Below are 26,392 nucleotides of genomic sequence, written 5' to 3' on the forward strand. Positions count from 1 at the left end.
CTGTTCTATTTTTTCTAAAACACTATTAACGGACTCGTGCCTGTTCCTATGAAAAAACTTTCAAAGTGTTATCTGGATTTTTTGAGTTTATTCGCATGGAATAAACTGTTGAGCCTGCTCCTGTCACTATTGGTGCCCGGATTTATCACGGTTCATGCGGAGGAGGTGGCAACTCCAGCTGATGATTGTGGTGAAGCGGATATTCGTTACATTGATAGTCCGGAGCTTACCAGGGCAGAACGGATAGCATTAATGGAAAAAGCTTTTTTTGATTCACTTAACCGCTTCGAGTTATGCAAATTAACCGATCCCAATAATACATCTGCTGACAGTAGCAATGGTGCCGATCAGGGAGGCGGTGGACTTGAAGGCAGCAATGGCAATAATAACTCAGTCGCCAGTCAGGATATGCAGGGAACCGAGCCGGAAACTCAGGAATCAATGCCACCTGAAATGAGTGGAACAGATTATGAAGAAGACACTGTTAATGGCCAATCTGGTGTTCCGGTAACTGCCGCGAATAATGGTGCTATTCCAGAAGATATTCCATCAGCCAATAATGATGATGCCATCGCTTCACAAATCAGAGTGGCGGCAGAAGCAGAACAGGATCCGGAAATCAAAAAGAAACTCTGGAATGAGTATCGCAAATATAAGGGGATGAGCGTTGTTGAAGATTGAAAATTTCAGATCACCGTCTAAATTTCTGATTTACATGATCATTATGATGCATGTACTTACGGGCTGCGCGACGACCTCCGGTAGTGCCGGTGATGTGAAAACCGGACCACAGCTTGCCTCAGCTCAGGATGAACCCAAAGAGATCCCTTATCAGGGAATTAAACTGGATGTCATCATTCCGGTCTTTTCACCGGGGCTTTCAGATAAAGCCGCCGATTATGAAGAAGAAGGTATCTGGCCGGAATTAAGACGAGCTGAAGCCAATCGTTTTGCCTATAAGTTAAAAACTGCCCTGGATGAAACCGGTAAGTTTGGTGCCGTACGTGTTGCACCGAATAGCACGGCTTCAGGTGATTTATATACGGTGGGCGAAATTATCGAATCTACTGGTCAGGAAGTTGAGTTTCGACTTAATGTAGTGGATGCCAGTGGTAAACAGTGGCTCAACAAAACGATAGATCACGAGGTAAATGAAGGTTTCTACAAAAATCCTCGTAATGATGGCAAAGATCCTTATGATCCGGCTTTTGCCGAAGCCGCTCAAGCGATTGTAGACGCCTTACTCAAGCAACAGCAACGCGAGCTTGCTCAACTGCAGAATATTGCCGATTTACGTTTTGCTGCCAGTTTTAACGAACAGGCGTTTATGGAGCATCTGGATACCAGCGGTCGGCAAATCAAACTGGTGAGTATGCCGAGTGATGCTGATCCGATGTTTGAACGGGTGAAATCGGTTCAGGTCAGAGAACAGCTGTTTATCGATAATCTGCAACAGAACTACAGCGCGTTTTCACAGCAAATGGATGACAGTTATCTGGCGTGGCAGGAAGCCAGTGCGGCTGAAATGCAGCTGCGTAAAGAAGCCAAAACAAAAAGCATCTGGAAAATGATAGGCGGGGCAGTTTTAATCGGTGCCGCGGTGGCTGCCGCTACATCAGGCAATTCCAATGACCCTCGCTTTGCCCGAGATATTGCTACTGTTGCAGGGGGGATTGGTGGTGCCGTGCTGCTGACCAGTGGCTTTAAATCACGTGAAGAAGCCAAGTTTCATCAGGATGCATTAAATGAATTGGGAGAGTCTATTAATCTGGAAATGGCTCCCCAGGTGATGACTTATGAAGAAGAATCAGTTGAGTTAACCGGTGATATCGATGAGCAGTTCCGTCAATGGCGTGCATTTTTGAATCGCATGTATCAGTTGGAAGCCACGCCAGATGTTCAGCTGTAAGAGATAAGCATGATCACGCAGAAAATCGCTGAAGCTAAACTTGCCAAACGAAAGCTATTTTTCCAAACACTGATTATCATTTTGCTGCTCAGTGTGTTGTGTGTGCTGTTAATTGTTTGGGCTTCGATGCCAAAAACCATACACGACAGCAGCAAAGCCGAATCGTCGCAGACATTGGATATTGTGGATATCCCAGTGGTAACGGAGAGTGCGCAGGATAATGAAACGCTGCGGCAGGCTTATCTTGAGTCCTATGCTCATTATGAAAACACACTGAAGCCCGAGCTGAACAAGATTGAACTGCAACAATGGGATAAAGCCTTGGCTGAGCGTTTGAACACCACAGAAACGTCGGCAATCAAACAGTTTGGTGAAGCGAAATATGCTCAGGCGAAAGCCACATTGGATACACTTATTAAACTTGCAGAAACGACAATTACTGACAGCCAGGATCAATTTAAAACTGCCATCCAGGATGCCCGGCAGGCTTTTGATAACAACCAATACCAGCCGGCAAAACTGGCTATTTCCAAAGCGTTAATGCTGGATACAAGTTCTCAGCAAGCAACTGATTTGGCTGAAAGAATCGAGCAGTTACCTGAAATTGCGTCGTTAGTTGAGCAAATCAATGTGGCGAAAGTGGAAAATGATCTGCAAACTGAACTGACATTAATCAATCAGTTATTAACGTTAACACCGGAAAGTGAAGCCCTGAAACAGCGCGCTCAAACGTTACATTCCACCCTTGATAATCAAAAATTTCAGTCTTTTATCGCTCAATCCTATACTGCAATTGAAAATGGTCGTATTGATGCGGCTAAAATAGCACTCAATCAGGCAAGAAATATTCACCCTAATCGCGCCGAGATCAGTGATGTCAATTCGGCGATACTGCAATACGAAAAAAATCAGCGGGTTCAGACCGCGCTGAGCAACGCCAGACAAGCCGAGACAAAAGACGACTGGCAGACTGTCAAAACCAACCTTGAACAGGTTATTAAGGAAACTCCTAATAACCAGACAGCAACAGACAAGCTGGCGATGGCAAATGCTATTTTGTCACTTAATAATAAGATTGATGACTACCTTAAAACACCTTATCGCCTGTCAAATGGTCAACTCAGTGAACAGGCGCGTTCGGCAATTAACCAGGCCACCAACTATCGTAATCAAAGCCCGTCGCTCACCACTAAACGTCGCGAACTTGAGAATGTGTTAACGGCTGTGAACAGAACCATCCCGGTAGAAGTGCGTTCGGATAATAAAACCCATATTCAGGTGCGCGGGGTGGGTAATGTTGGCGTCATTGATGCAAAAGAGATTCAGCTCAAGCCCGGTCAATATACCTTTGAAGGCAAACGTCCGGGGTTCAAGTCCAAGCTGGTTGAAGTCACCATTCCTTATGATGTCAGTCGTTATAGTCTGACGCTGGTGTGTGATGAGCCCATTTAACCAGCAGCTGGAGCTTGCCAGAAAACGTCAGCACAGAATGTATCTTTGGTTGCTGACAACCTTTGTTGTGTTTTTCCTGATTATATTGACGATTATTTTTGCCTCCCGTGGTACACGTATAGAAATTAAGCCGGATGATGCAACTGACGTATCGATTAATGCCGATTCCTGGCTGGCAATGGTGCTGTTCGGTTCGGTTTACTCACTTGCCGACACGACTGAAATTGAAGTCACTGCAGATGGTTTTTATCCCTATCAGCAAATTATTGAGCAGACTGATTCCGGTAAAGTCCTGCGCATTACGCTCACGCCATTACCTGCCAAGATCCTGCTTTCAACTCTGCTGGAAGATAATCAAACCGCCTGGTTGATGGATGAGCAAATTATTGCAGTGGCCAATATTCTCGAATATGAACTGCCAGCCGGAGAGCATCAGCTAAAGGTTCAGCATCCTCACTATCAAACCATGACTATCGACTTATCACTCAATCGCGGTGAAACAGTGGCTCAGGATGTTGAATTGCAACCTTTGCATGGCGAATTAACGGTGAATTCGGTTCCCAGTGGTGCCATGGTGACCATTGACGAGACGGAAGCGGGTAAGACACCGCTGACCTTGCCGCTGCAAGGTGGCTTGCATACTGTCAAAGTGTCACTGGCAAAATATGAAACCACCGAAGAAACCATTGAGATACAAAATAGTAAACCCGAGTTAGAGAGAAATTATCGTTTATCACCGGAAACGGCTGGTGTGCATTTAAACCTTAAACCTTCCGGTGGTCAGCTGACATTAAATGGTTTACGAATTGAAAACTCCCAACTCATCTCAGTTGAAGCCGGTAAATCACACCGGCTGACCTATGCCAAACCCGGATTTTTCAGCCAGAGCGAAACCTTCACACTGTCGACTAATGAAAAACGTAGCTTCGATATCACGTTACAACCTGAAATGGGCAAGGTAGAAGTGCTTTCTACACCACCGGCGACAGTCACGGTTGATGGTAAACCCATGGGTAATACGCCTATTGAATTGGATTTACAGGCAGTTTCTCACGATATTCAGCTCAGTCTGAAGGGTTACCGAACGGTCGAGAAATCTATTACACCATCGGCTGCTGAAGCGCAGAAACTTTCAGTAACGCTGATTCCGGAAGCACAGGCTAAACAAGCCGAAGCCCCCAGACAATATAAAAACAAAGCCGGTGGTGAAATGGCTTTATTTTCTCCCAATGACATTATCAAAATGGGAGCAGGGCGAGATGAGCCGGGGCAGCGTGCCAACGAGTTTCTAAAACAGGTCAGGCTCAATCGACCATTTTATGCCGGCACAAATGAAGTCACCCATGCCGAATATCAGCAGTTTGATAGCACTAAATCCGGCGATGCTCAATTACCCGTCACCAATGTGACCTGGCTGGAAGCGGTTAATTTCTGTAACTGGCTAAGTCAGCAGGAAGGTTTAACCCCGATTTATGATGTGCAGGGAAATCAGTTAAATCGTATTAATATCAATGCCGATGGGTACCGTTTATTGATGGAAGCCGAGTGGGAATGGCTGGCCCGTAAAGCAGGCAAACCAGAACAGACTTTGTTTGTCTGGGGCAATGAACGGGTAATTCCAACCAAAGCCGTAAATATCGCCGATGAAGCTGCCAAAGGCAGTGTCAGCCTGTACGTTCCCAGATATTATGATGGTTTTGCCGGAATCGCTCCGGTGAAAAGTTTTAGTCGGGAAAAGTCCGGGCTTTACGACTTAGGCGGCAATGTCAGTGAATGGACACATGACAGTTATTCACTCACGGCACCCAAGCTGGATACTATTTATCCACATATACTGGATAGTACGACAATCAGCATGCGAGTCGTAAAAGGTGCAAACTGGCGCTCAGGTTCGTTAAGTGAATTAAGAGCATCTTACCGGGGCGGTGCCGAGCAGGCCCGTGATACGCTTGGTTTCAGAGTCGGACGTTTTCTGAATGGAGGAAATGAATAATGATGAGTTTAAAAAAAGCCATGTTAATAGGCATCTCGATCGTGCTGGTGGTGATCCTGACATTGATGATTCATAACGCCTGGGCCGGCGGTAAGTCGGTGATCAGCCTCAACTCTCCCGTTTCCTTCCCGGTGGACATTTAATAATGAGTGACTTGATGAAAAGCTTTGCCGCACTGATCGTATCGATCATTGTGGTGCATATGATGTATATCGGTTATATCCGGCCTGAAGCCGCTCAATTAATTGATTTAGCCTTGCAACAGCAACAGTCTTCGCCTCGCAATATTGTGGTTATCATCAAAGATTACGAGCAGGAAATCTGTTTTATATTAATGATGTGGGGCTGTTTTCTCATTGCCAACGCTTATCGTGAGATTCTGAAAACCAAATATCTGTACAGCGTCGATTTGATTGAAGATCCGCAAAGCAGTGATGAAGAGAAAATTGAAAACACGGGGCATAAAGAACTTGATGTGAACCATATTATCCATCGTTTGGATACCGAGATTCCTCAGGATTGCATGTCTTCACCTCTGGTGCAGACGCTACGTTCATCTTTATGGCGATACAGTTCAACCAACAACGTTCAAAACTTGTCGGATGCGATTGAAAGTAACCTGGAAGCCCTGGCCGTCAGGCAGGATTCCGAAAACACCATGATCCGTTATCTGATCTGGGCCATTCCCTCAATCGGCTTTATCGGCACAGTACGTGGTATCGGTCAGGCGCTTTCGCAAGCTGATCAGGCGCTTGCCGGTGATATTTCGGGTATGACCGATAGTCTGGGGCTGGCATTTAATTCGACATTAGTGGCCTTGCTTATCAGTATCTTTCTGATGTTTCTGTTTCATCAGTTGCAGCGTTTGCAGGACAGTCAGATTGTCGATACGCAAAGCTATTGCGACAAATTCCTGCTGAGACGTATTCGTTAACAGAAAATGGCTTACCGACGCAAAAAAGCCGAAGGTTCCAGTCTGGCATTTCTGGATATCATGTCCTGTGGCCTCGGCGCAGTTATTCTGGTGTTTATGCTGGTCAAGCAGAAAATTGATGAAACACCGGTTGAAATAGACAATCTTAAACAGGATATCAGTCAGCTGGAACAGGCCAGAGATGATGCTGGATCGACTCTGGAACAGATCCGCCAACAACTCAGCAGCGAAAATGCCCGTTATCAGGCATTAAAAAAACAACTGGATGAAAAGCAATCCACACTCGCCAGCCAGAGCGAAGAGGTGCAACGCTCAGAGAGTGCGTTAGAAGAACTTAAATCAAGCATTACCTCGATTGAAATACCCAAACAGCAGGCTGATCTGGTAGAAGCACCGCGAATAAATGAAGAAAACTATTTGTTAGGCCTCAAGGTTGAGGGGCCTAAAATTGCCATACTGGTGGATACCAGCGCTTCGATGACCAATGAAAAACTGATTGATATTATCCGCACCAAAAGCAGTTCACAGCAGAATAAACAGAACGCTGCAAAATGGTTGAGAACCAAAAATGTAGTGCAATGGTTATTAGCTCGCTTACCGGAAAACAGTGACGTGTTGGTGGTCGCTTTTAGCGAAGACGCCAGGATTTTAGGTGATCAGCAAGGCTGGCAAAAAGCCAGTTCACCACAAACGGCAACATCTATATTACGTGACTTGAATACTGTTATTCCTGAAGGCGCGACCAATCTTCAAAAAGGCTTGAATAGCGTTAATCAGTTTTCCCCCTCCAACTTATATGTCATTACCGATGGATTGCCGACCAAAGGCGAATCGCAATATCGCAGCCTGAATCCGTTTTCCAGTTGCAGCTCGCTGACCGGAAATGCCCAGACGATTTCCGGAGAATGTCGGGTAAAACTGTTTCAGCAAACCATTAATGAAAGTGGTAAACGTGGCATGCAGGTTGATGTCATTATGCTGCCGTTGGAAGGTGATCCTGATGCGGTCAATCAATACTGGGTCTGGGCTGCCACTACCGGCGGATTACTGATCAGCCCGGCGAGTAACTGGCCATGAAATATCGGAAAAAAGGTCTGGATATTTTCAGTCTGTCTTTTCTGGACGTGATTTCATGTGGGTTTGGTGCGGTGGTGATGCTGATCCTGATCGCCAAAACCGATGTGGATGTATCCATTGCCGGTGCCGATGATGTGAGCAGTTTACTGGCATCATTGATTGGCCTTGAAAACTCGGCAGCCGAAATCAGTGAGCAAATTCAGCAGGAGCTTTCTACCCTTGATGCCTTAACCAGTGAACAGCAATCTATTGTTCAGGCCGAATCGTCGCTGGAAAGCCGACTTAAAGCTCTACAGCAACAGAATGCAGCGCTGGAAGAAAGTATTAGTGGAATGAGTCTGGTGGAATCGCGGTTAAAACAAGCTGCCTTGCCGACACCACGAAAGCCGGCCGATCAGCGTTCTGAAGAAGTCGGTGGCATACCGGTTGATAGTGATTATGTCGTGTTTATTATCGATACTTCCGGCAGTATGAAACAGATCTGGTCACGGGTTTCCCAGGAAGTGGTAAATGTATTGAATATACATCCCGAAGTAAAAGGTTTTCAGATACTTAATGATATGGGGACGTCCATGATCTCGGGTTATGATGGTCGCTGGATGCCTGATACACCTTCCACCAGAAACAGTGCTATCCGAATGTTTCAAAACTGGTCAGTGGTATCCAATAGCAGTCCCGTCGAAGGTGTCGAAACGGCACTGCGTAAATATGCCAAACCCAATATCACCACGTCCATTTATGTATTTGGTGATGATTACACTGGTTCATCCTATGATCCGGTAATCGATAGAATTACCAGACAGAACAGACAACTCAGTGATGGAAGACGACTGGCCAGAATTCATGGTGTCGGCTTTTTATCAATGAACAGCACCGACAGATACAGCATACTGATGCGGGAATTGACTAAACGTAATGATGGTACCTATATTGCGTTACCACCGTAGACTTTGGTAATGCATGACTCATGGTGGATTTTGAGCGCCAGTATAAGTCAGAAAGTCAGCAAATTCGTCCCATGCTCCTGCGTGGGAACGCAAATGGCCTAATCAATAAACTCATACTTCCAGCGAATCTCATCCGGCTTCATCATCTGCCCGACACTAAAGCGAATCATGTTTGTCGGATCTGACGGTTTACCAAGCACCACATAACGACTGCCATCTTTATCGAAGCCAACCCCGGTTTTATCATTAAACTCAGTGATGGAACTGCTGTTTTGCAAAATAAACGGCAGTAAATCATCTGCTGCATCAGGTGGTGCAAATGGCGGTACTGTCTCCGGCCGACTGCATAATCCAACAAAGATTTCTTCATCGGTTGGCAGGATCAGAATGTTCCAGTTGAACAGGGTATATACCGATTTAGTGGTGTTTTGCATTAGATAAACAGTTCGGTTGGGTGATATATGAGAGACCGTGAGAATTACTTAAAGAGGCCCCCACGCAGAGCATGGGAGCCAGCTGTATTCATTTAATTTTGTTAACCTCGTTCCCATGCTCTGCGTGGGAACGCTGCGTCTAGCGCAACGTTCTGCCAAACAAATTCAACGCCAGTTGATAACCGATTTGTGCTGTTTGAGCATCATAACGCCCGCCATCACCTTCATCACGCATAAAGGCGTGTTCCGCATTAAATTCGTGCCAGGTAAACGGAATGTCGGTTTCATTCAATTTGCTGTAAATCAACGTTCGGCCTTCTGATGGCACATGATTATCCTGCTTACCCCAAATCATCAGTAATTCACCTTTGATATCAGCAAGACGTTCCATACTGTGTTGACCCGGTTTATTCGGGATTTTCTGAATATGTAAATCGGTAGCATAAAAACAGGCGGTACCCTTGATTTCGGGTTGCAAAGCTGCACGGAAGGCCAGATGGCCGCCGATGCAATAACCCATCGCTCCAAACTGGCCATTGCACCAGGATTGTTGCTTGGCATACTTGATTAACGCTTCATTGTCAGTGTCATAGCTCTGCACATCTTTGTTTTCTTTATCGGCATTGCCTTTATCACGACCGGCATCGTCATAACCCAATACCGTACCGATAGGATTCAGTTCATGGAACACTTCAGGGACTAATACGGCATAGCCATGACTGGCCATTAATCTGGCAGCGCGCTCAATCGGACCAGTCTGCTGGAAAATTTCAGAATAAAACAAAATGACAGGGTAGCTGCCTTCGCCGATAGGGCGGTGAATGTATGTACGCATCACACCGGTGGGTGTATCAAGATCGGCAAAATGGCTTTGGATTTTCATGAAAGCTCCCTTGAAAAGTTATTTGGAAAATAAAACCGCTATTGTACAACGACTCAATGACTAAATGATTTCCTGGCTAACGGGAAGCATCAGGCGACATTTTGGAAATTCAGAACAGCCCCAAAACTGCTTGCCGGCATTAACCCCTTTTTTTGTTTTTCTTAAGATCATTTCACTGCCACATTTCGGGCAAAGATGCTGGTGTTTTTTTTCAGCAATAATGCTTTGAACATGACGCACATGTTCACGATTTGTTTTAAAGGATCGTTCTAAACGACCTGCTTCGATGGCCTGAGTAATATCCAGCACTTGCCTTGGATTTAGTACTTTATCGGTTTTGGACAAAATATAGCGGATATACCCCATACCGTATGTGATGTTTTCAGGCATATCGGTTTTAAACGTACTGTCACCGATAAAGACCACAAGCGAATGTATCTGGTTTTCTTCAAGGTTTAAAAGCGATTGTAAGGTTTTAGTATGCTTATAATTCTGGTGTAAAGGATTTTGAAATTTGTTTTTATGTTTAAAGATTTGCTGTGTCCACATTTTCTGATTGGCAGAACCAAATATCCAACCTCGAAGGTTTTTGGTTTCTACCACAAATACGCCATACACCGACACTATGATATGGTCGATTTGAGTTGTGCCATCTTGTGTCGGCAGCGTCACATTTTTAATTAAATGATATGTGTCTTTATCCAGTTTCCATTGAGCAAAAACATTGACAATAAATTCGCCGAATAGGCCTTTGAACCAGGCTGATTTTAAAACAGCAAGCAGGATAAAAAGCGGAATGAAATACCAGAAGTTGAAGAGTGATTGAAACACTGGTGAAAAATCCATTTTGTGTCACCCCCAGATAACGGTGTCAGCCAATCATACCTTATAGTTAAGCTCAAATTGCTTGGCAGCGATATCAAACTGCATTTTGAAGTAATTGATACAATCCGCTTCGGCTATTGGTGGGCTATGGTAATACCCCTGAAAAAGGTCACAGCCCATTTCAGCCAACGCCTCGCGCTGCTCTTCGGTTTCAACATATTCGGCAACCACATGAACTTTCTGGGCCTGCCCCAGCGAGCATATCGTCCTGACAATATCGGCATTGGTATCGTTGAGCAGCACATCGCGTGTGATGGAACCATCAATCTTGATCGCATTCACCTGAAAACGGCGCATGTAGAGTAACGATGAATAGCCCATACCGAAATCATCCATTGCCAGCTGCACACCGGTATCGACAAGTTGTTGCAAAATGATATCGGTCAGATTGGTATCGGGGATCTCGGATGATTCAGTGATTTCAAGCTCTATTTCCTCAGCGGTGATGCCATATTCCTGAATATATTTCATCAGATAAAACGGTAAATCTTTGTCGGTTAACTGATTGGGTGAAATATTGACGGCGATAGTCAATGCCTGATAACCGGCTTTATTCCAGCGGGCTTTACAGGCACAGGCCTGTTGAATAACCCATCTGCCAAGTTGATTTATCTGATCACCGTCTTCGGCCACCGTGACAATGACAATCGGTGAGATCATGCCGTATCGGGGATGTGTCCAGCGGAGCAGTGCCTCAACACCGACGACGTTACCCTGACGATCATGTTTGGGTTGATAGGCCAGTGTCAGTGAGTTTTGCTTTATCGCTGTTTGCAGATCCACAATCAGATCGCGGGCGATCATGCCAACCTTATCTTGCCTGGACACAATTCTTTGTCTGTTATGGCCCACCTTAATAATCGTATCTGATGCCAGTTGAAATGCTTCCACGGTTTTTTGTCGATGGTTTTTTTCTGCTTTTCTGACAAAAGGCAAATAGCACACTGTGCTGAGAGCAATTAACATAAATTGCAGAACAACGCCTCGCCAGGACTCCGTTAACAACCAGCCTGACATCAAAGGCGGAGTGGTCCAGGTTACAGTCGCAGAGTTATAGATATGAATAAAACCAATCTGAACTGACAGTAGCGTAATCACCATAAGCAGGAGCGGTACTAAAATAAACGGGATGAGGTAAAACGGGTTTAAGACAATTGGCAGTCCATAGATCAGAATGTCATTAATATTGAATACAGAGGGGATAACAGACACTTTGGCAATTTTATTCTGAGTGCCATGTCTTGTGACGATAAAAATGGCGATGATTAAACCCAGCGTAGCACCTGATCCCCCTAACAAAATAAAATTACTGAACAGCACTTTTATTAAAGCAAGGTTGGAATTGAGTTCTCCAGTAGCCGTGCCATTTAAAGCGCCTTGTGCCAGAGCGGTTCCTTCCAGAAAAACACTGCCATGAACACCAAAAAACCAGAACAACTGATTGACCAACACAGAAAACGTACTGATTATCCAGGTGGCATTGCCACTAGCGTTTGCCCAGTCGATAATCAGCTGTGAAATACTTGGAAAGGCAGGTGTTGCCGCCAGGGCCAAACCCAACATAAAAAAGGTGATGCCAATGAAAATGATGGAAGGGCTCATACGCATAGCGTGATAAAAGGTGGTATCAGAATCCACAGGCAAGTTGAGCAGGTCGAGATAAGGGCGTTTAACAGCAAAAATAATGAATTCTGCTGAGAGTATTCCAATGACAATACCTAAAACCATGATATCCGCACTGAACTCTATTGGAGAAGTATTGGGCAGTAAAACGGTTATGATCAGATAGTTAATGACCGCACTAATTGCGACCATCAGGGGAGGGGCAATTTCTCTTTGCCGGGTCGAGCTGGGAAGACGATAAACCAGTTGTACCGAGACAATAACGGCTAACAACAATCCAAATAATGCAAAAGAACTGTCGATCATTTGTCTTAACAGAACACGCCATTCTGTGCCGAACCAGAGATCCATTGATTGTTGATAGTCTGGCCAGGGTAAATTCAGGATTAATTCACCGATAACACGCAGGAAAGTCAAAGGTAAAAGTGCTACAAAGCTGTTTCTTGTCGCTATCATCCATAAAAACAATCTTTCCTTCAACCCTGGCTCCTTTGTTCAGCTTATCAGGTTTTCCAGGCTGATAATCTGAAAGATAATATCCATTATTTCGCCTTGTACCTGTTTTCCCAAGTATATTTACACAGAATTTAAATCACAGGCAATTTAGTTTCCTAACTATCTGGATGGTTAGGATAATTCATATTCAAAGATGTGACTCAATCGACATCTGCAAGGCGATAATACCGTTGGTCATGCTGAATATATCGACTCAAAAGCAGGGATTTTAAGTGTTGTTTTATTTGTTGCCATTGCTTTATTTTTCAACAGGAAATGAAAATGCTCAGAGCTGATCATCTATCGCCTGATAACCATCGCGAATCGTGATTTCAGTGCCTTTAGGCTGTTTTTCAAGCACCATACTGTTTTCACCGATTGATATTTTGAAACTATCCCGTGTCACGTCTGAAACGGTGTATTGAGTTTGATCAAGAAACAGTTTATTGCCATCGAGGCGGGTAATACTGTCATCAGTCTGTGACAAATACATCATATTTTCATCATAATAAGACACTAGCTCAGAAACGGTTTCCAAGCCCTGTTCAGTCATGGTGAAGGTTAACGCAAATGTGTATTGGCCCTGGCTGCCTATCCAGGTAGTGTCAGTCAACATCGCATAATCAACACCGCGAGTCAGGATGAGATCACCACTTTGCAGATGATTTTCATCTTCAACAGCGAGTGTATCAGTAGGTAACTCCTGAGCACCGAGCAATTTAATGGTTTGCTCACGGCTTTTATATTGATAATCAGCCGTCGTGATATCTTCTCCCTGAATGATTTCCAGCGTCCCATCCGGCTGGAACTCATAACTCACATTACCATCCGCACTGATAAATCTGCCCTCAAATTCATCATAGCCACAGCCGGTGAGCAGAATGGGCAGGATAAAGGCAGGCAGCCATGCAAAATGTCTCATCGAGTTGGATTCCCTTGTGTCAGATAAAAATAAGCAGAGCAGAGGATACCTTGAAACCTGCGATGCACAAAGCCTAACAAATTAATCCGGGAGTTCGGCCACTGTGGGAAACAAATACCAGCAAATTCCAATAGTCGGTTAAGGATTATCATAAGCCCCATAATTACGCAGCCAATTTATCCAGCTACGCCAGATGTTTCTGCATGATATCCAATACGGTTTGTAATCTATTGGCTAGCTGTTGATCGTTACGCGAAAGCGCACCATCTACTCCCAAGCGAGCACGTTCAATAAAGTTGATGCGTGTTGGGTCAGTAGCCATGTTAATGGGGCGTCCTGTTTCTACCGATATTTTCATTGTCATCCCCAGGAAAGGTGAGCTCTCGTCCAACGTCATTTTTCCGTTGCGGATTTGATTATTCATCCAATCAAACAACTCTTGCCGAGTCATGTTTGTAAAATCAGTTTGATCACGATCTTTAGCATCAATCGCATCGGTTTGCTGAGCTTGTTCCGTCTGAGATTGCATAATACTGGTGAAAGAGACTGAGTCGTTATACAAATTACTGTTCAGCTTTTGGCTGAGGTTTTGTTGATTGACTACATTATTAATGATCATGGTTGAATCCATTCCTATGTTTTAAGAGAGTCCACCTGATATAAAGCAAAACATGTTCCATGAGCCGAATGCTGAAGATTCTAATAAGTGAAGTGCAGCAGAGTGAGTTTTCACCACAGGCAATTTTTGCCGTCGATAGGCAATCAATTGCCGTCTCAGCAGAGACAAACTTTCCAATAATCAAAAATGTTCCGTTATACGCAAATTGCTGGAGAAATCGCTCTCGGAATAAAAGCTATAACAACCAGTACTAAATCAACTGTATCCCGCCACCAAAACTTCGGTAAATCTCAACTAAACGGATAAAGCTTTGTTGTTGCAATTGTGCCAGCTGATCGCGGCTGCGTAGCAATTCTCGTTCTGAGTCGAGCAGGTCGAGAAATTCGCCAGTACCAGCATCATAACGCTCGCGGGAAATCTCTACCGCTTTGCTACTGGCCTGCCACTGTAGCTCGGTGCTTAATTGCTGTTCACGACTCAGGTTGTAACTATTGAGAGCAAGTTGCATTTCATTAATCGCGTTAAACACTTGCTGCTCAAACTCTGCGAGTGCCATTTGTGAGCTGGCTTCAGCCTGACGAATACGCGACCTGACGGATCCTAAATCGGCTGCCTGCCAACTTAAACTGGGGGCAATCGACCAGCTTTTAGTATCGCTACCCAGCGATAATCCGGGGCCAGATAAAAAGCCTAAAAAACCGCTTATCGATACATTCGGGTATAAATCGGCGGTAGCCACACCAATCTCTGCTGTTCTAGCTGCCAATAACCGCTCGCTGCTAGCCACATCCGCGCGATAACGCAGGTAGTTTTCACCTTCAACAACAGCTACGGGTTGTTTTAACTGCGGTAAACGGGGTACATCATCGAGATCCAGCTGGCCGGGCCGTTGTGCTAACAAAGCGGACAAAGTGGCATCTGCAGTTAACAGGGCTACGCGATAGGCCGGTATAGAAGCATTCACTTGATGCAGTTGCACGTCAATTTGTGTCAGCTCGAGCTCTGAAGCCATTCCGGCCTCTAGTCGAGCCATGACAATATCACGGCTTTGCTGAAGATTTTGCAGGTTTTGTTTTGATACATCTAAACGCAGCTGAGCACCACGGTATTCACCATAACTGATTGCTACCTGACTAATTAACTGCACTTGTGCGTCGCGCCACAAAATATCAGCCTGCTGAGCTTGGGCTTCTGCGGCTTCTGCGGCGCGGCGTAATTTGCCAAACAAGTCCAAGTCCCAACTTAAATTGGCACCGGTGCTATAACTCCGCGTGATAACATTGTCATTATTCGGCTGCAACATAGCGTTTTCACTGGCCTGATAGCCGGCATCCAGCGTGCCTTTTGGCAGAATGTCATTATCAACATCTTGAAACACAGCATACGCTCTGTCTACATTGGCTCTGGCTTGCGCCAAAGTTCGGTTTTCGTTCAGGGCACGTTGAATCAGCCGATTTAGTGATTCATCATCAAAGGCTTGCCACCAGCTTTGTGCTAACGCTGCTTGCTGGTAAGGGCTATTAATATTTATATCTGCTACTTTTGCAGGAGCCCGATAATCCGGCCCCACAGCACAGGCGCTTAATGACATCACCAACACGGCAATTGTCGTAAGTTTGAGTGAGTTACGCATGTGTAGTCTCCACCTTATCGGTTATTGCAGTTGACGATGGCAGTGTTCTTTTCTCGCCACGTTTAGCCAGCATGTAATAAAACAGAGGCGTCAGGATTAATCCGAAGAAGGTGACACCAATCATGCCGGAGAACACCGCCACACCTATTGCCTGACGCATTTCGGCACCGGCACCGGTTGAAAATACCATTGGCACCACGCCCATAATGAAGGCAATAGAGGTCATCAAAATCGGTCGTAACCGGAGACGTCCCGCTTCTAAAATGGCTTCCATTGCACTCATGCCGTGATCCTGCAGTTCTTTGGCGAACTCGACAATTAAAATGGCATTTTTGGTCGCCAGCCCCACCAGAACAATTAATCCTATCTGGGTCATGATATTGTTATCCCCGCCATAAATTAATACGCCACTTAACGCTGATAACAAGGTCATCGGAATGATCAGAATGATCGCCAATGGCAATCTTAAGCTTTCGTATTGGGCTGCCAGCACCATAAACACCAGCATAATCACCAAAGGATAGATAAATACCCCGGCGTTACCGGCAAGAATTTGCTGGTAGGTCAGCTCTGTCCATTCATAGGTCATACCATTGGGCAGCGTTTCAGCCAGTATTCTTTCAATGGCAGCCTGAGCTTCACCGGTACTGTAACCGGGGGCGGGGCCACCATTAATTTCAGCCGTGGTGAAGCCGTTGTAATGCATGACCCGGTCAGGACCTGCGGTATCAGTTACATTGATAAAGGAACCCAGTGGAACCATCTCGCCATTACCGTTACGCACTTTTAACTGACTGATTTGTGAGGCGTTCTGACGGTACTGCTCGTCAGCCTGCATATTCACCTGATAGGTACGGCCAAACTGGTTGAAGTCGTTGACATAGACCGAGCCCATATAAGCCTGCAGTGTTTGAAATATTTCATCGATGGCCACATTTTGTTGCTTGGCTTTAGTCCGGTCGATATCCAGATCCAGTTGTGGCACATTGACCTGATAACTGGAGAAGATGCCGGTCAGTTCAGGTGTAGCCCAGGCTTTTTGCATAACCTGCATAGTCACGTTGTAGAGCTCTTCGTAACCGTGACTAGCGCGGTCTTGTATTTGCAACCTGAAGCCACCAATCGTGCCAAGACCCTGTACTGGCGGAGGAGGGAAGATAGCAATAAAGGCATCTTCAATACCGGCAAATTTCTGGTTCAACGCTGCAGCTATCGCATCAGCCGACATGGATGGATCAGTACGCTCGTTGAAATCGCTTAAGGTGGTAAACACGATGCCCGAGTTCGGACTGTTGGTGAAACCATTAATGTTCAGGCCAGGGAATGCAACAGAACTGATGACGCCAGGTTGTTCAAGCGCAATACTCGACATTTCTTTAATCACTGACTGGGTGCGTTCCAACGACGCCGCATCTGGCAATTGAGCAAAGGCCACCAGATATTGTTTATCCTGCCCTGGCACATATCCGGAAGGAGTAGTGGCAAACTGCATACCGGTTAAGCCAAGCATTGCAACATACATAATGCCAACCAGTGCCCCAAAGCGAATCACCTTTTTAACTAACCAACCATAGCCTTTGGATAGACGAGCAAAGAAACGATTAAACGGACCAAATAACCAACCGCCTAAGAGTTTGTCCATGGCACGTGTTAACAGATCTTTTTTCTCGCCAGGTGCTTTTAACAACAGTGCAGACAGGGCAGGGCTGAGGGTTAACGAGTTAATCGCCGAGATAAAGGTAGAAATCGTAATGGTTAAGGCAAACTGCTTATAAAATTGTCCGGTTAAGCCTGACATAAAGGCGGTAGGGATAAACACCGCTGCCAGAACCAGGGTGGTAGCAACAATAGGTCCGGTGACTTCTGTCATCGCCTTTTGTGTAGCCGCAACCGGCGATAAGCCTTCCCGGATATTACGTTCTACATTTTCGACCACCACGATAGCGTCATCGACGACGATACCGATGGCTAATACCAAACCAAATAATGATAGGGCATTAAGCGAAAAGCCTAACAAATGCATAAAAGCAAAGGTACCTATTAATGAGACCGGCACGGCAACCAATGGAATAATCGACGCGCGCCAGGTTTGCAAAAACAGCACGACCACCAAAACGACTAGCAGCAATGCTTCAAGCAGGGTTTTTATTACCGCTTCAATAGAGCCGCGTACAAATACCGTCGGATCGTAGACGATATCGTAGGCCAGACCGTCCGGAAAGCCTTTTGATAGCTCCGCCATTTTCGCCCGTACATCATCAGAGATTTGGATCGCGTTAGAACCGGATGCCTGAAAAATAGGAATCGCGACGGCATCTTTATTGTTTAATAACGAGCGCAGTGCATAAGTGGAGGCGCCCAGCTCAATACGGGCGACATCTTTTAAGTAACTGACCTCACCGTTGTCGCCGACCTTGATAATAATATTGCCAAATTCTTCAACGGTTGATAACCGTCCTTTAACATTGATCAGCAGTTGAAATTCTGCTTCAGCACTGGGCTGTGCACCTAAACTCCCGGCGGCAGCCTGCTGGTTTTGCTCGCGAATTGCTGCCGTAATTTGTGATGGAGATAAGCCTAATGCCGCCACCTTATTTGGATCCAGCCAGATCCGCATACTGTAATCACCAGCGCCGAATAGCTCTACATTACCCACACCATCAATCCGTGCCAGTTCATCTTTGACATTTAAAAGCGCATAGTTAGACAAATAGAGCATATCGTAGCGATCGTCCGGTGAGCTTAAATGCACCACCATGGTTAAATCGGGTGATGATTTCTCGGTGACGACACCTAAGCGTTGCACTTCCTGTGGCAACCTTGGCATGGCACGATCCACCCGTGCCTGAACTTGCGTCTGGGCCAAATCAACATCGGTTCCGATGGCAAATGTCACAGTCAGTGTCATCCGGCCATCGGAGGTGGATTGAGATGACATATAGAGCATCTCTTCTACGCCGTTAATTTCCTGCTCCAATGGCGATGCCACCGTTTCAGCAATTACCTTAGGGTTAGCTCCTGGGTAATTAGCCGTTACGACCACAGTAGGGGGAACTACTTCCGGGTATTCGGTGATCGGCAGCTGCCAGACCGCAATAGCACCGGTTATTAAAAAGAATAGTGAAATAACCGCTGCAAAAATAGGGCGTTTGATAAAAAATTGCGAGAACATGATCTTTCCTTATCCTTGATCTGCTGTGTTGTCAGTCTCAGCAGCCAGTTCGGTGTTGGTTTTATCCAATAACTGTTGAGTTTTACGCAAATCTGCTAATTGTTCTTTAGTGGCCATATCCACCAGTTTGGGTTCTATCTGAATATTCGGCATCACGCGTTGTAAGCCATTCACAACAATTTTGTCATTTGCAGATAAACCTTCACGCACAATTCGCAGCCCGTTTACCTTTTCCCCCAGCTTAACTGCGCGGTATTCCAACTGATTTTCAGCAGTCACGACCAGCACATACTTGTTGTTCAAATCTGTACCGATAGCTTTTTCATCAATCAGAATGCCTTGATAGGAGTCACTGCCGACCAATTTGATACGAGCAAATAAGCCTGGTAGAAGGCTATTGTCACTGTTGGCAAAAGTGGCGCGAATCCGGATCGTGCCGGTTTGCTGGTTCACACTATTGTCGACAAAATCAATGTTGCCCGTGTGCTGGTAATCGCTGTCGTCGGCCAGGGCCATATATACCGGATTTGCTGTGGCATCACGGGTATCAGCCCGTTTTCCGTCTTCACTTAAGCGGAGATATTTCAGATAACTTTGCTCATCGACATCAAAGTAGGCGTACATTTTGTCGGTCGACACTAAGCTGGTTAACTGACTTTGACCGGCATTAACGTAGTTACCTACCGTTATCAGTGCATACGACATACGGCCGTTAATAGGTGCGGTAATACGGGTATAGCTTAAATCCAACTCAGCACGATGCAGTGCCGCTTTCACAGAGGCAACACTTGCAGCGGTTTGCTGTTTACGAGCTAAACGGGTATCAAGCAGCTCCTCAGAAATCGCGCGTGCCACGCTCAGTTTTTCTGCTCTTTGGTATTCGCTTTCAGCCAGTTCTGCGGCGCTTTGTGCACTTTGCAGGTCAGCTTTGAGTCTGGCGACTTCGGCCGCAAAAGGCTTTGCGTCAATCTGTACTAATAAATCACCCTTGTTTACCAAAGCACCTTCACGGAAATGTACTTGTTCGATATAACCGGATACGCGTGGTACAAGATTGACCGTTTGCGGTGCTTGTAAGCGACCCGTAAATTCATCCCATTCAGTGATTCGTTCGTTAACGACCTGCGCCACACTGACCTGAGGAGCTGCGGGTTCTTCTGGCTGGCCAGCAGCTTCCGGACTCCCACAGGCGGACAACACCATTGCGGAAATACTTCCTAACATAAACATTCTGATGGTATTTCTTGTACTCATGATCTTGTTCCTCCATGTTGTTTCCACTCGTTTCAGGACGTTGCTACAAAAGGCTTGCCCGGTTGTTTCTGTCATATGGCAACTAACATACGTTTCGTATGTCTGATAGCGTAAGTAACGTATGTATAATTGCCTTAAAATTAGTGCGGAAATACTTACTCATACGAGACGTATGTGATGTATAGTATTTCGCATACGTACTGTATGTCAAATTGCATGCGCTACGTATGTAAAAGATTTGGAGAAAAAAATGGCACAAAGACGTGAAGAGATGATTGCCGAAACCCAGGCTAAGCTCATTAAATCTGCGAGAGAATCTTTTGCTCAACATGGTTTCGCGGAGAGTTGCATGGACCATCTGACGGCAGAAGCCGGCTTAACACGTGGCGCGCTTTACCATCATTTCGGCGGTAAAAAAGGATTACTTCTAGCCGTCATTCAACAGATTGAAGAAGAAATGACGACACGTCTGTCCGCTATAAAGTCGGAGAGTCCTACCACCTGGGATGCCTTTATCAATGGCTCCATCGCCTATCTCAATATGGCATGTGAACCGGAAATTCAACGCATCACGCTTTTAGATGGTCCTGCTGTATTAGGTGATCCCTCGCAGTGGCCACGTAAAAACTGTTGTATTCGCAGTACACAGCTCAGTATTGAAAAGCTGATGGAAGAGGGCATTTTGCGAGACGTTGACTCGCTGGCGATGGCACGTCTGATTAATGGTGCCTTGTTTGGTGCATCTTTATGGATTGCTAATGCAGAGGACCCACACGCTGCATCACGCCGAGCGGTAGATGGCTTTTTGCTACTGGTTTCTGGTTTGCTAAAGTCAAACAGCGCATGATCAAATGTTTCGCTTAAGTATGGTTCTTAACTTAATAGAAAACTAAAAACGGCAAAAACAGAAAAACAGCAAAAACAGGGCATCCTTGCCCAATAATTACATTTGAAATCCACGGTCATAAATAAAAGAACTAACGAATATTTCTTGAAGATAAAAACCCCCGGATTTTGTTGATGATAAACGGGGCCTCTTCCTCAAGCGCAAAGTGTCCGGTATCTAAAATGTTATAGTCGATATCTTTCACATCTTTTTTAAATCCCTCAGCCCCTTCTTCAGGGAAAAAAGCATCATTTTTGCCCCATACCACCAGTACTGGCGGTTGATGAGTACGCAAGTAATTTTGCCATTCGGGATATTTCAACACGTTGTTTTGGTAATCATAAAACAGATCCAACTGAGCCCTGGTTTGTCCGGGTTTAGTCAGATTAGCATAAGCCAATACCCAATTATCTGGCAGGACGAATTCCGGTTGTTGAGTTCCATGCGTGAACTGCCATTTCATTCCCTCAAATGTGAAAACGTTTTCAGCAATCGTCGTTTCCAGCTCTGGCGTTTTTTGTTTCCAGTAGTCGAATATCGGTCCCCAACCTTCTACCGACAAGCCTTCTTTATAGGCATTTCCATTTTGTGTAATGATGGCTTGAATACGCTCAGGGTGTTTTACCGCCAGTCTGAAGCCCACGGGAGCACCATAGTCCTGAATCATCATTGAAAATTGATCAATGCCTTTTTGTGCTAAAAACAGCTCCATCACCCGGGCGAGATTATCAAATGTGTAGTCAAAACTTTCAGGAGCGGGAAAGCTGCTATTGCCAAAACCAGGATAGTCAGGCGCAATTAAATAGTAATCTTCTGCCAGACCAGCCAAAACCTCCCGGTACATATGTGACGAAGCAGGAAAGCCATGAAGCAAAACAAGAACGGGCTTGTCTCTTTTTCCAGCTTCCCGGTAAAAGATATCCAGTCCCTCTACCGTTTCATAACCATAACTCACTGGTGAACTCTCAGCGGAGTAGGGCTTAGTCACTTCATTCGATTTGTTATGAGCCTCAGCTTGTGTGGCTAACGCCAATTGAGGGGTTAACAGCAATAAAAACGGCAGACGCTTCATCATTTTCCCAGTCTTTGTCAGCCATGCCATCACTCCCTGGCTCATATTTGAAATATGTGTTTTCCCATTGTTATCGCGTTCTCCACCATCTATTAACACATTCCCCCATGTAAATTTTGTTCTATTCCAATGCGCGCTCTGGTTATAACTACTTAATACATGATTTTTCATCGTCATCTCCTGTTATAAAATAAAAAACTAACCTGTATAAATTATTTATACAGGTTATAAATTAACAGCACTTAACTAACCTGTCAAATGCATGTATAGTGGTTATATGAATAAAGTGAAACAGAAATACGAATTTGTGGGTAACAACCTGGGTGTTGATTTCATTAATACTGAAGTCAATGTAAAAGGGGAGTTAATGGATTTACTGATGTCCGACAGTGATGTGATGGAATGGCTGGATCAAGCCAACATTGACGCTGATCTCGGCAAGGGGGTTGAGCTAGGAAAATTGCTTGAATTCAGGAAAAAGGCAAGACATATTCTTACCCGGATTATTGATAATGAAAGCCTGGATGACGAAGCTATTACATCGCTGAATGACGACCTGAAAAACTACAAAACGCATTATCAGCTTGAGATGTCCTCTGAGGGGTATCAGCTAAATAATCCAAAAACCTATAGCTCAACGGAAGAGCTTATCGGCCTGTTTGCATTCGAAGTCGCTACTTTGCTCGCCAGCGAGCAAAGAATGTATCTTAAACGCTGTTTAAATCCGGATTGTGTTTTGATGTTTGTCGACAACTCACGCAGTCATAAACGCAGATGGTGCAGTATGGACACTTGTGGGAATAGGGCGAAGGTCTCCAAACACTATCGAAAAGTAAAATCCTAAGCTTAGTAACTGGCTGGTTTAGAAAATATCTGAATGGTTGGGCAGAAATATTCAGCCCAACCTATGATCTACTCAACAGCTTTGTAACCAAATAACTGCTGTGTTTTGATTTTCTGTGCCACCACGTCAGGCACTAATTTCTCCCAGCCCATCTGATTGCTGGTGATCATTTTCAGTACATCCGGTGAAAAAATGTGCAGATAATCTTCATTAAACGCTTCAATCTGCTTGATGTGATCACCTTGTTTCAGATAGTCGTATAGATAGGTTTGTTTTTCATCCACGTTGAGATTGTCGACTTTAAACAGGGTATTGGTCGCCGCATCTTTGTAAGGATAGATATAGAGTTTGACGTTATTCTTAAACAGCCGGCCAAAGCCTTCCAAAATACCGCCGTGTAATGTTGCGTAATACCGATCGTCAAACAGGTCAATCAAGCTATGCGCGCCCATTGCCATACCAATTCGACGGTTGGTGTAACGGGATAAATAGGTGGCCAGACGGTAGTATTCAGGATAGTCCGAAATCATCACGGTATGACCGGTGGCCTCTAACACTTCGGCACGACTGATAAAATCTTCGAGATCGACACTATCATTATCATCCCGCAGGTGATGCATAGTGATTTCCATGATAGAAATAGTATCTTCCGGGCCGGAATCATCCTCGGCTTCAAATTGTTTTCTGGCCGCATTCAACATATCAATGTTGACGTGAGTAACAGGCCGGAAACGGCCCCGTTCGACTAGTACATTCTTCTTACGCAAATGTTCTGAAGGTTGCAGCACTTTGCCATCTGCCGAAAACATCGCTGCACCGCTCAAGCCAAGCTGAACAAGTCGTAGACTGATGACGCGGTTATCAACATGCAGGAAAGCATCACCATGAAAGTCGACCATATCAACTTCAATACGATCAGTAGTCAAATTATCCAGCAGTGATTTCACCAGCATGTCCGGGTTTTGGCTGAGATGAAATGCGCCATGAACCAGATTGACACCTAAAATACCCAGGGCTTCCTGTTGCAGCGCGTTTTCATGATCGAGCATTCTGACATGAATAATGATTTCACTTGGCGCGGCATGAGGTTCAGTTTGAAAACGAATCCCCAACCAGCCATGACATTCGTTGGTGCCATGATAGTTACGAGCGGATACTGTGTTAGCAAATGCAAAAAAGGCCGTGTTATCACCACGTTGCTCGCTTAAACAATCCACAATCAAGTTATATTCATGCTCAAGCATGTCTTCCAGACGCTCACGCGAGACATACCGGGAGGCTTTGCCATAAATATCATCACTGACCTTCATGTCGTAAGCCGAGATGCTTTTAGCAATCGTCCCTGCTGCACCGCCAACCCGAAAGAACCAGCGAACTACCTCCTGACCCGCACCTATTTCAGCAAATGAACCATAGCGGATAGCATCAAGGTTTACTGCAAGCGCCTTAGCGCCAGTCGATAAGATTTTATTTTCCATAACCACTCTTAGAGATTGTTGTATTGCGTTTGAAGTGATGCCGCAGTGTTTGTGAGTTAGCAACAAAGTTGATGTGTTTCGATTGTAACGCCTTTGGGCATGAACACAAATTAGGCTTTGGCGAGCAATCGATGAATTTAATTAGCAGGTTGTGCTGAGACACCAAGCCCAACAACTCAATGTTCCCCTATATTGGTAAAAATCATCGTTTCACCAACACTCTAATCAATTGAAATGATATTTTTCTCAATAAACCGATGAATGCTGGAATAAGGCCGATCAACTGCTTTATCCACATAACTATGTTTCACCGGATTGTAATGAAAGTAATCAACATGTCTTTGATAATCCAAATCATCACGGATTAAATGTTCCCAATAACGGCGCTGCCAGATGCCGCGTTCAGATTTTTGTTTTCGTGAATTATTGATTAGCTCGGTAGAGGGAAGGCCGCGAGAAAAATGTGATTTGATTAAACGCCAACGTGTGGCGAAATCGGCGTCATTTTCAGGGAGTGTCCAGATAGTATGCAGATGATCGGGTAACACCACGATCGCATCAATATCAAAAGGGTGGGTGAGTTTAACTCTGCAAAATGCAGTTTTAAGCAGATCAATATGATCAGTAAATAATGATTTATCTCGTTCCAGCAGATTAACTGTAAAGAAATACTTACCACCGGCAACAAAAGCCCGTCGATATTGCATCAATCACCATCCATGTGATTATAAAAATAAATAAATGTAGGGTAGGTTGGGCAGAGCTTGCGAAACCCAACGATTCGATAATGTTATGTCATTTATAAATTGTTGGGCTTCGTTCTTCAGCCCAACCTGAGATCCTATCATCCGCCATTTTCGATAGTCTCGATAATGCTCTCAAGCAACTGCTCCAAGTCACCAAAGTGACCATCACTGCGGGCCGGAAGAGTGGGGTCAGAGATTATAACAATCGATAACTGCAGTTCTGGAACAAGAACCAGCATCTGACCACCATATCCCCGAGCATAAACTGCTTGTTGACCCGCATATTCCGTCAGGAACCAGCCATAACCATACAGATCATTTGAAAAGGGTGACCGACCACGAGGCTGCCAGGACGTTTTAAGCCAATTTGGGCTGACCACATCCTGACCATCAATTTTTCCACCATTTAGTACCATGTCGCCAATTCTAGCCAGTCCAAGCGGACTCATTGTCATCTCGTTACCGCCCATGTAACGCCCTTGCGGATCGGCAACCCAGGGTGGAATAACAATATCAAGCGGATTCCCCAACCAGTCTTGTGCCAGACGATGCAGGCTGTACCCGGAGGCTTGTGTGAGTGCCGCCCCAAGAATATGCCAGTCGCCGGTGGAGTAGCTGAATTGGCCACCAACCTTATTCACTAAGGGACTATTCAGAGCAAAGTCGACCCAGTTGTTGCTGTTGACCCATGGCCCATAATTCCGGCCTGATGTGCTCTTCAGCCCGCTCTGCATAGTTAATAAATGGTCGATAGTCAGCTTGTCCCGATCATCCCCAAAATTATCTTTTCCAAGAAGCGGCAATACACGTTGATCCGGTCCTTCTATGATGCTTCGGTCTATGGCGATCCCCGTCAGCAGGGCCAAAATGGTCTTTGAAACCGACTTGATATTAACAGGCGTATTGAGAGCAGCACCACGAAAAGCATTAGCGAATACTCGTTCACCATTTTGATGTATCACCAACGAATGAAGCTGTTCGAGACTTTTCGCCTTTACTGTAATTGGTTTCAAATCAGGCTTTGCCAGGGCGGTCCCATTCGTCAGGGCCATGGTTAGTAGTGCTGTGCTGGTGACTAGAATTTTTCGTAGGGAGATTTTTGGCAAGAGACAATCCTATTTGGTTTTGATAACA

General features: G+C 45.2%; 23 protein-coding genes. 10 read left to right on the plus strand and 13 right to left on the minus strand.

From position 1 onward, the window contains the following. The first annotated feature begins 108 nt into the window (after positions 1-108). From B2337_RS08585 to B2337_RS08620, 8 genes are read left to right on the plus strand one after another with little or no spacing between them, the layout of a single operon-like run. Entirely contained in the window at positions 109-681 is a 573-nt protein-coding gene (locus B2337_RS08585) for a hypothetical protein (RefSeq protein WP_292413267.1), read from the plus strand. 43 nt (positions 682-724) lie between these two features. Next, entirely contained in the window at positions 725-1,909 is a 1,185-nt protein-coding gene (locus B2337_RS08590) for a hypothetical protein (RefSeq protein ID WP_292363970.1), read from the plus strand. A 9-nt stretch (positions 1,910-1,918) separates the two neighbouring features. Continuing rightward, positions 1,919-3,361, plus strand: a complete 1,443-nt coding sequence (locus B2337_RS08595; protein WP_292413268.1) for a hypothetical protein — start codon at positions 1,919-1,921, stop codon at positions 3,359-3,361. Continuing rightward, a complete protein-coding gene (locus B2337_RS08600; protein WP_292413269.1) occupies positions 3,348-5,354 on the plus strand; it encodes a PEGA domain-containing protein in 2,007 nt (668 codons plus the stop codon). Before B2337_RS08595 ends, B2337_RS08600 begins: the two co-directional genes overlap by 14 nt. Continuing rightward, the gene (locus B2337_RS08605; protein WP_292413270.1) at positions 5,354-5,497 is read left to right on the plus strand and encodes a hypothetical protein; all 144 of its coding nucleotides are present in this window, start codon (positions 5,354-5,356) and stop codon (positions 5,495-5,497) included. Before B2337_RS08600 ends, B2337_RS08605 begins: the two co-directional genes overlap by 1 nt. Positions 5,498-5,499: 2 nt before the next feature. Further along, on the plus strand, positions 5,500-6,288 hold the full coding sequence (locus tag B2337_RS08610; RefSeq protein ID WP_292413271.1) for a MotA/TolQ/ExbB proton channel family protein: 789 nt from the start codon (positions 5,500-5,502) through the stop codon (positions 6,286-6,288). A gap of 6 nt (positions 6,289-6,294) precedes the next feature. Next, complete coding sequence (locus B2337_RS08615; RefSeq protein WP_292413273.1) at positions 6,295-7,365, plus strand: VWA domain-containing protein; 1,071 nt, start codon at positions 6,295-6,297, stop codon at positions 7,363-7,365. Then, positions 7,362-8,312, plus strand: a complete 951-nt coding sequence (locus tag B2337_RS08620; protein WP_292413275.1) for a hypothetical protein — start codon at positions 7,362-7,364, stop codon at positions 8,310-8,312. The genes B2337_RS08615 and B2337_RS08620 overlap by 4 nt, the downstream gene beginning before the upstream one ends. 98 nt (positions 8,313-8,410) lie before the next feature. On the opposite strand, the gene B2337_RS08625 is transcribed toward B2337_RS08620, so the two are convergent. The 9 genes from B2337_RS08625 to B2337_RS08665 all read right to left on the minus strand — a co-directional run bounded on the left by B2337_RS08625 (position 8,411) and on the right by B2337_RS08665 (position 20,232). Further along, positions 8,411-8,746: a hypothetical protein gene (locus tag B2337_RS08625; protein ID WP_292413276.1), complete on the minus strand. Its 336-nt coding sequence runs from the start codon at positions 8,744-8,746 to the stop codon at positions 8,411-8,413. Between the two features lie 139 nt (positions 8,747-8,885). Then, positions 8,886-9,629, minus strand: a complete 744-nt coding sequence (locus B2337_RS08630) for a dienelactone hydrolase family protein (RefSeq protein WP_292413277.1) — start codon at positions 9,627-9,629, stop codon at positions 8,886-8,888. 60 nt (positions 9,630-9,689) lie between these two features. Continuing rightward, complete coding sequence (locus B2337_RS08635; protein WP_292413278.1) at positions 9,690-10,475, minus strand: nuclease-related domain-containing protein; 786 nt, start codon at positions 10,473-10,475, stop codon at positions 9,690-9,692. Positions 10,476-10,508: 33 nt separating this feature from the next. After that, on the minus strand, positions 10,509-12,617 hold the full coding sequence (locus B2337_RS08640; protein ID WP_292413280.1) for an EAL domain-containing protein: 2,109 nt from the start codon (positions 12,615-12,617) through the stop codon (positions 10,509-10,511). 301 nt (positions 12,618-12,918) lie between these two features. Next, on the minus strand, positions 12,919-13,554 hold the full coding sequence (locus tag B2337_RS08645) for a hypothetical protein (RefSeq protein ID WP_292413282.1): 636 nt from the start codon (positions 13,552-13,554) through the stop codon (positions 12,919-12,921). A gap of 184 nt (positions 13,555-13,738) precedes the next feature. Continuing rightward, positions 13,739-14,173 (minus strand): hypothetical protein, encoded by a 435-nt coding sequence (locus tag B2337_RS08650; RefSeq protein WP_292413284.1) that lies wholly within the window; start codon positions 14,171-14,173, stop codon positions 13,739-13,741. Positions 14,174-14,423: 250 nt separating this feature from the next. Continuing rightward, complete coding sequence (locus B2337_RS08655; protein ID WP_292413286.1) at positions 14,424-15,806, minus strand: efflux transporter outer membrane subunit; 1,383 nt, start codon at positions 15,804-15,806, stop codon at positions 14,424-14,426. Next, positions 15,799-18,981, minus strand: a complete 3,183-nt coding sequence (locus B2337_RS08660; protein WP_414673668.1) for an efflux RND transporter permease subunit — start codon at positions 18,979-18,981, stop codon at positions 15,799-15,801. Before B2337_RS08660 ends, B2337_RS08655 begins: the two co-directional genes overlap by 8 nt. Before the next feature lie 6 nt (positions 18,982-18,987). After that, entirely contained in the window at positions 18,988-20,232 is a 1,245-nt protein-coding gene (locus B2337_RS08665; protein WP_292413290.1) for an efflux RND transporter periplasmic adaptor subunit, read from the minus strand. Positions 20,233-20,482: 250 nt separating this feature from the next. Here B2337_RS08665 and B2337_RS08670 point away from each other — a divergent pair, with 250 nt between their 5' ends. Continuing rightward, positions 20,483-21,079 carry a TetR/AcrR family transcriptional regulator gene (locus B2337_RS08670; protein WP_292413292.1) on the plus strand — a complete coding sequence of 199 codons (597 nt, stop codon included), beginning with the start codon at positions 20,483-20,485 and terminating at the stop codon, positions 21,077-21,079. Positions 21,080-21,209: 130 nt separating this feature from the next. Here B2337_RS08670 and B2337_RS08675 read toward each other — a convergent pair whose 3' ends face one another. Then, complete coding sequence (locus B2337_RS08675) at positions 21,210-22,361, minus strand: alpha/beta fold hydrolase (protein WP_292413293.1); 1,152 nt, start codon at positions 22,359-22,361, stop codon at positions 21,210-21,212. 106 nt (positions 22,362-22,467) lie between these two features. Here B2337_RS08675 and B2337_RS08680 point away from each other — a divergent pair, with 106 nt between their 5' ends. Next, positions 22,468-23,034 (plus strand): CGNR zinc finger domain-containing protein, encoded by a 567-nt coding sequence (locus tag B2337_RS08680; protein ID WP_292413294.1) that lies wholly within the window; start codon positions 22,468-22,470, stop codon positions 23,032-23,034. A 68-nt stretch (positions 23,035-23,102) separates the two neighbouring features. Here B2337_RS08680 and B2337_RS08685 read toward each other — a convergent pair whose 3' ends face one another. From B2337_RS08685 to B2337_RS08695, 3 genes are all read right to left on the minus strand, one after another. Continuing rightward, positions 23,103-24,512 (minus strand): TonB-dependent receptor, encoded by a 1,410-nt coding sequence (locus B2337_RS08685; protein WP_292413296.1) that lies wholly within the window; start codon positions 24,510-24,512, stop codon positions 23,103-23,105. A gap of 221 nt (positions 24,513-24,733) precedes the next feature. Continuing rightward, a complete protein-coding gene (locus B2337_RS08690) occupies positions 24,734-25,219 on the minus strand; it encodes an REP-associated tyrosine transposase (protein WP_292413297.1) in 486 nt (161 codons plus the stop codon). 137 nt (positions 25,220-25,356) lie between these two features. Next, a complete protein-coding gene (locus B2337_RS08695; RefSeq protein ID WP_292413298.1) occupies positions 25,357-26,310 on the minus strand; it encodes a serine hydrolase domain-containing protein in 954 nt (317 codons plus the stop codon). Positions 26,311-26,392 lie beyond the last annotated feature (82 nt).

The organism is Methylophaga sp. UBA3192 (assembly GCA_002363955.1).
Classification (GTDB): domain Bacteria; phylum Pseudomonadota; class Gammaproteobacteria; order Nitrosococcales; family Methylophagaceae; genus Methylophaga.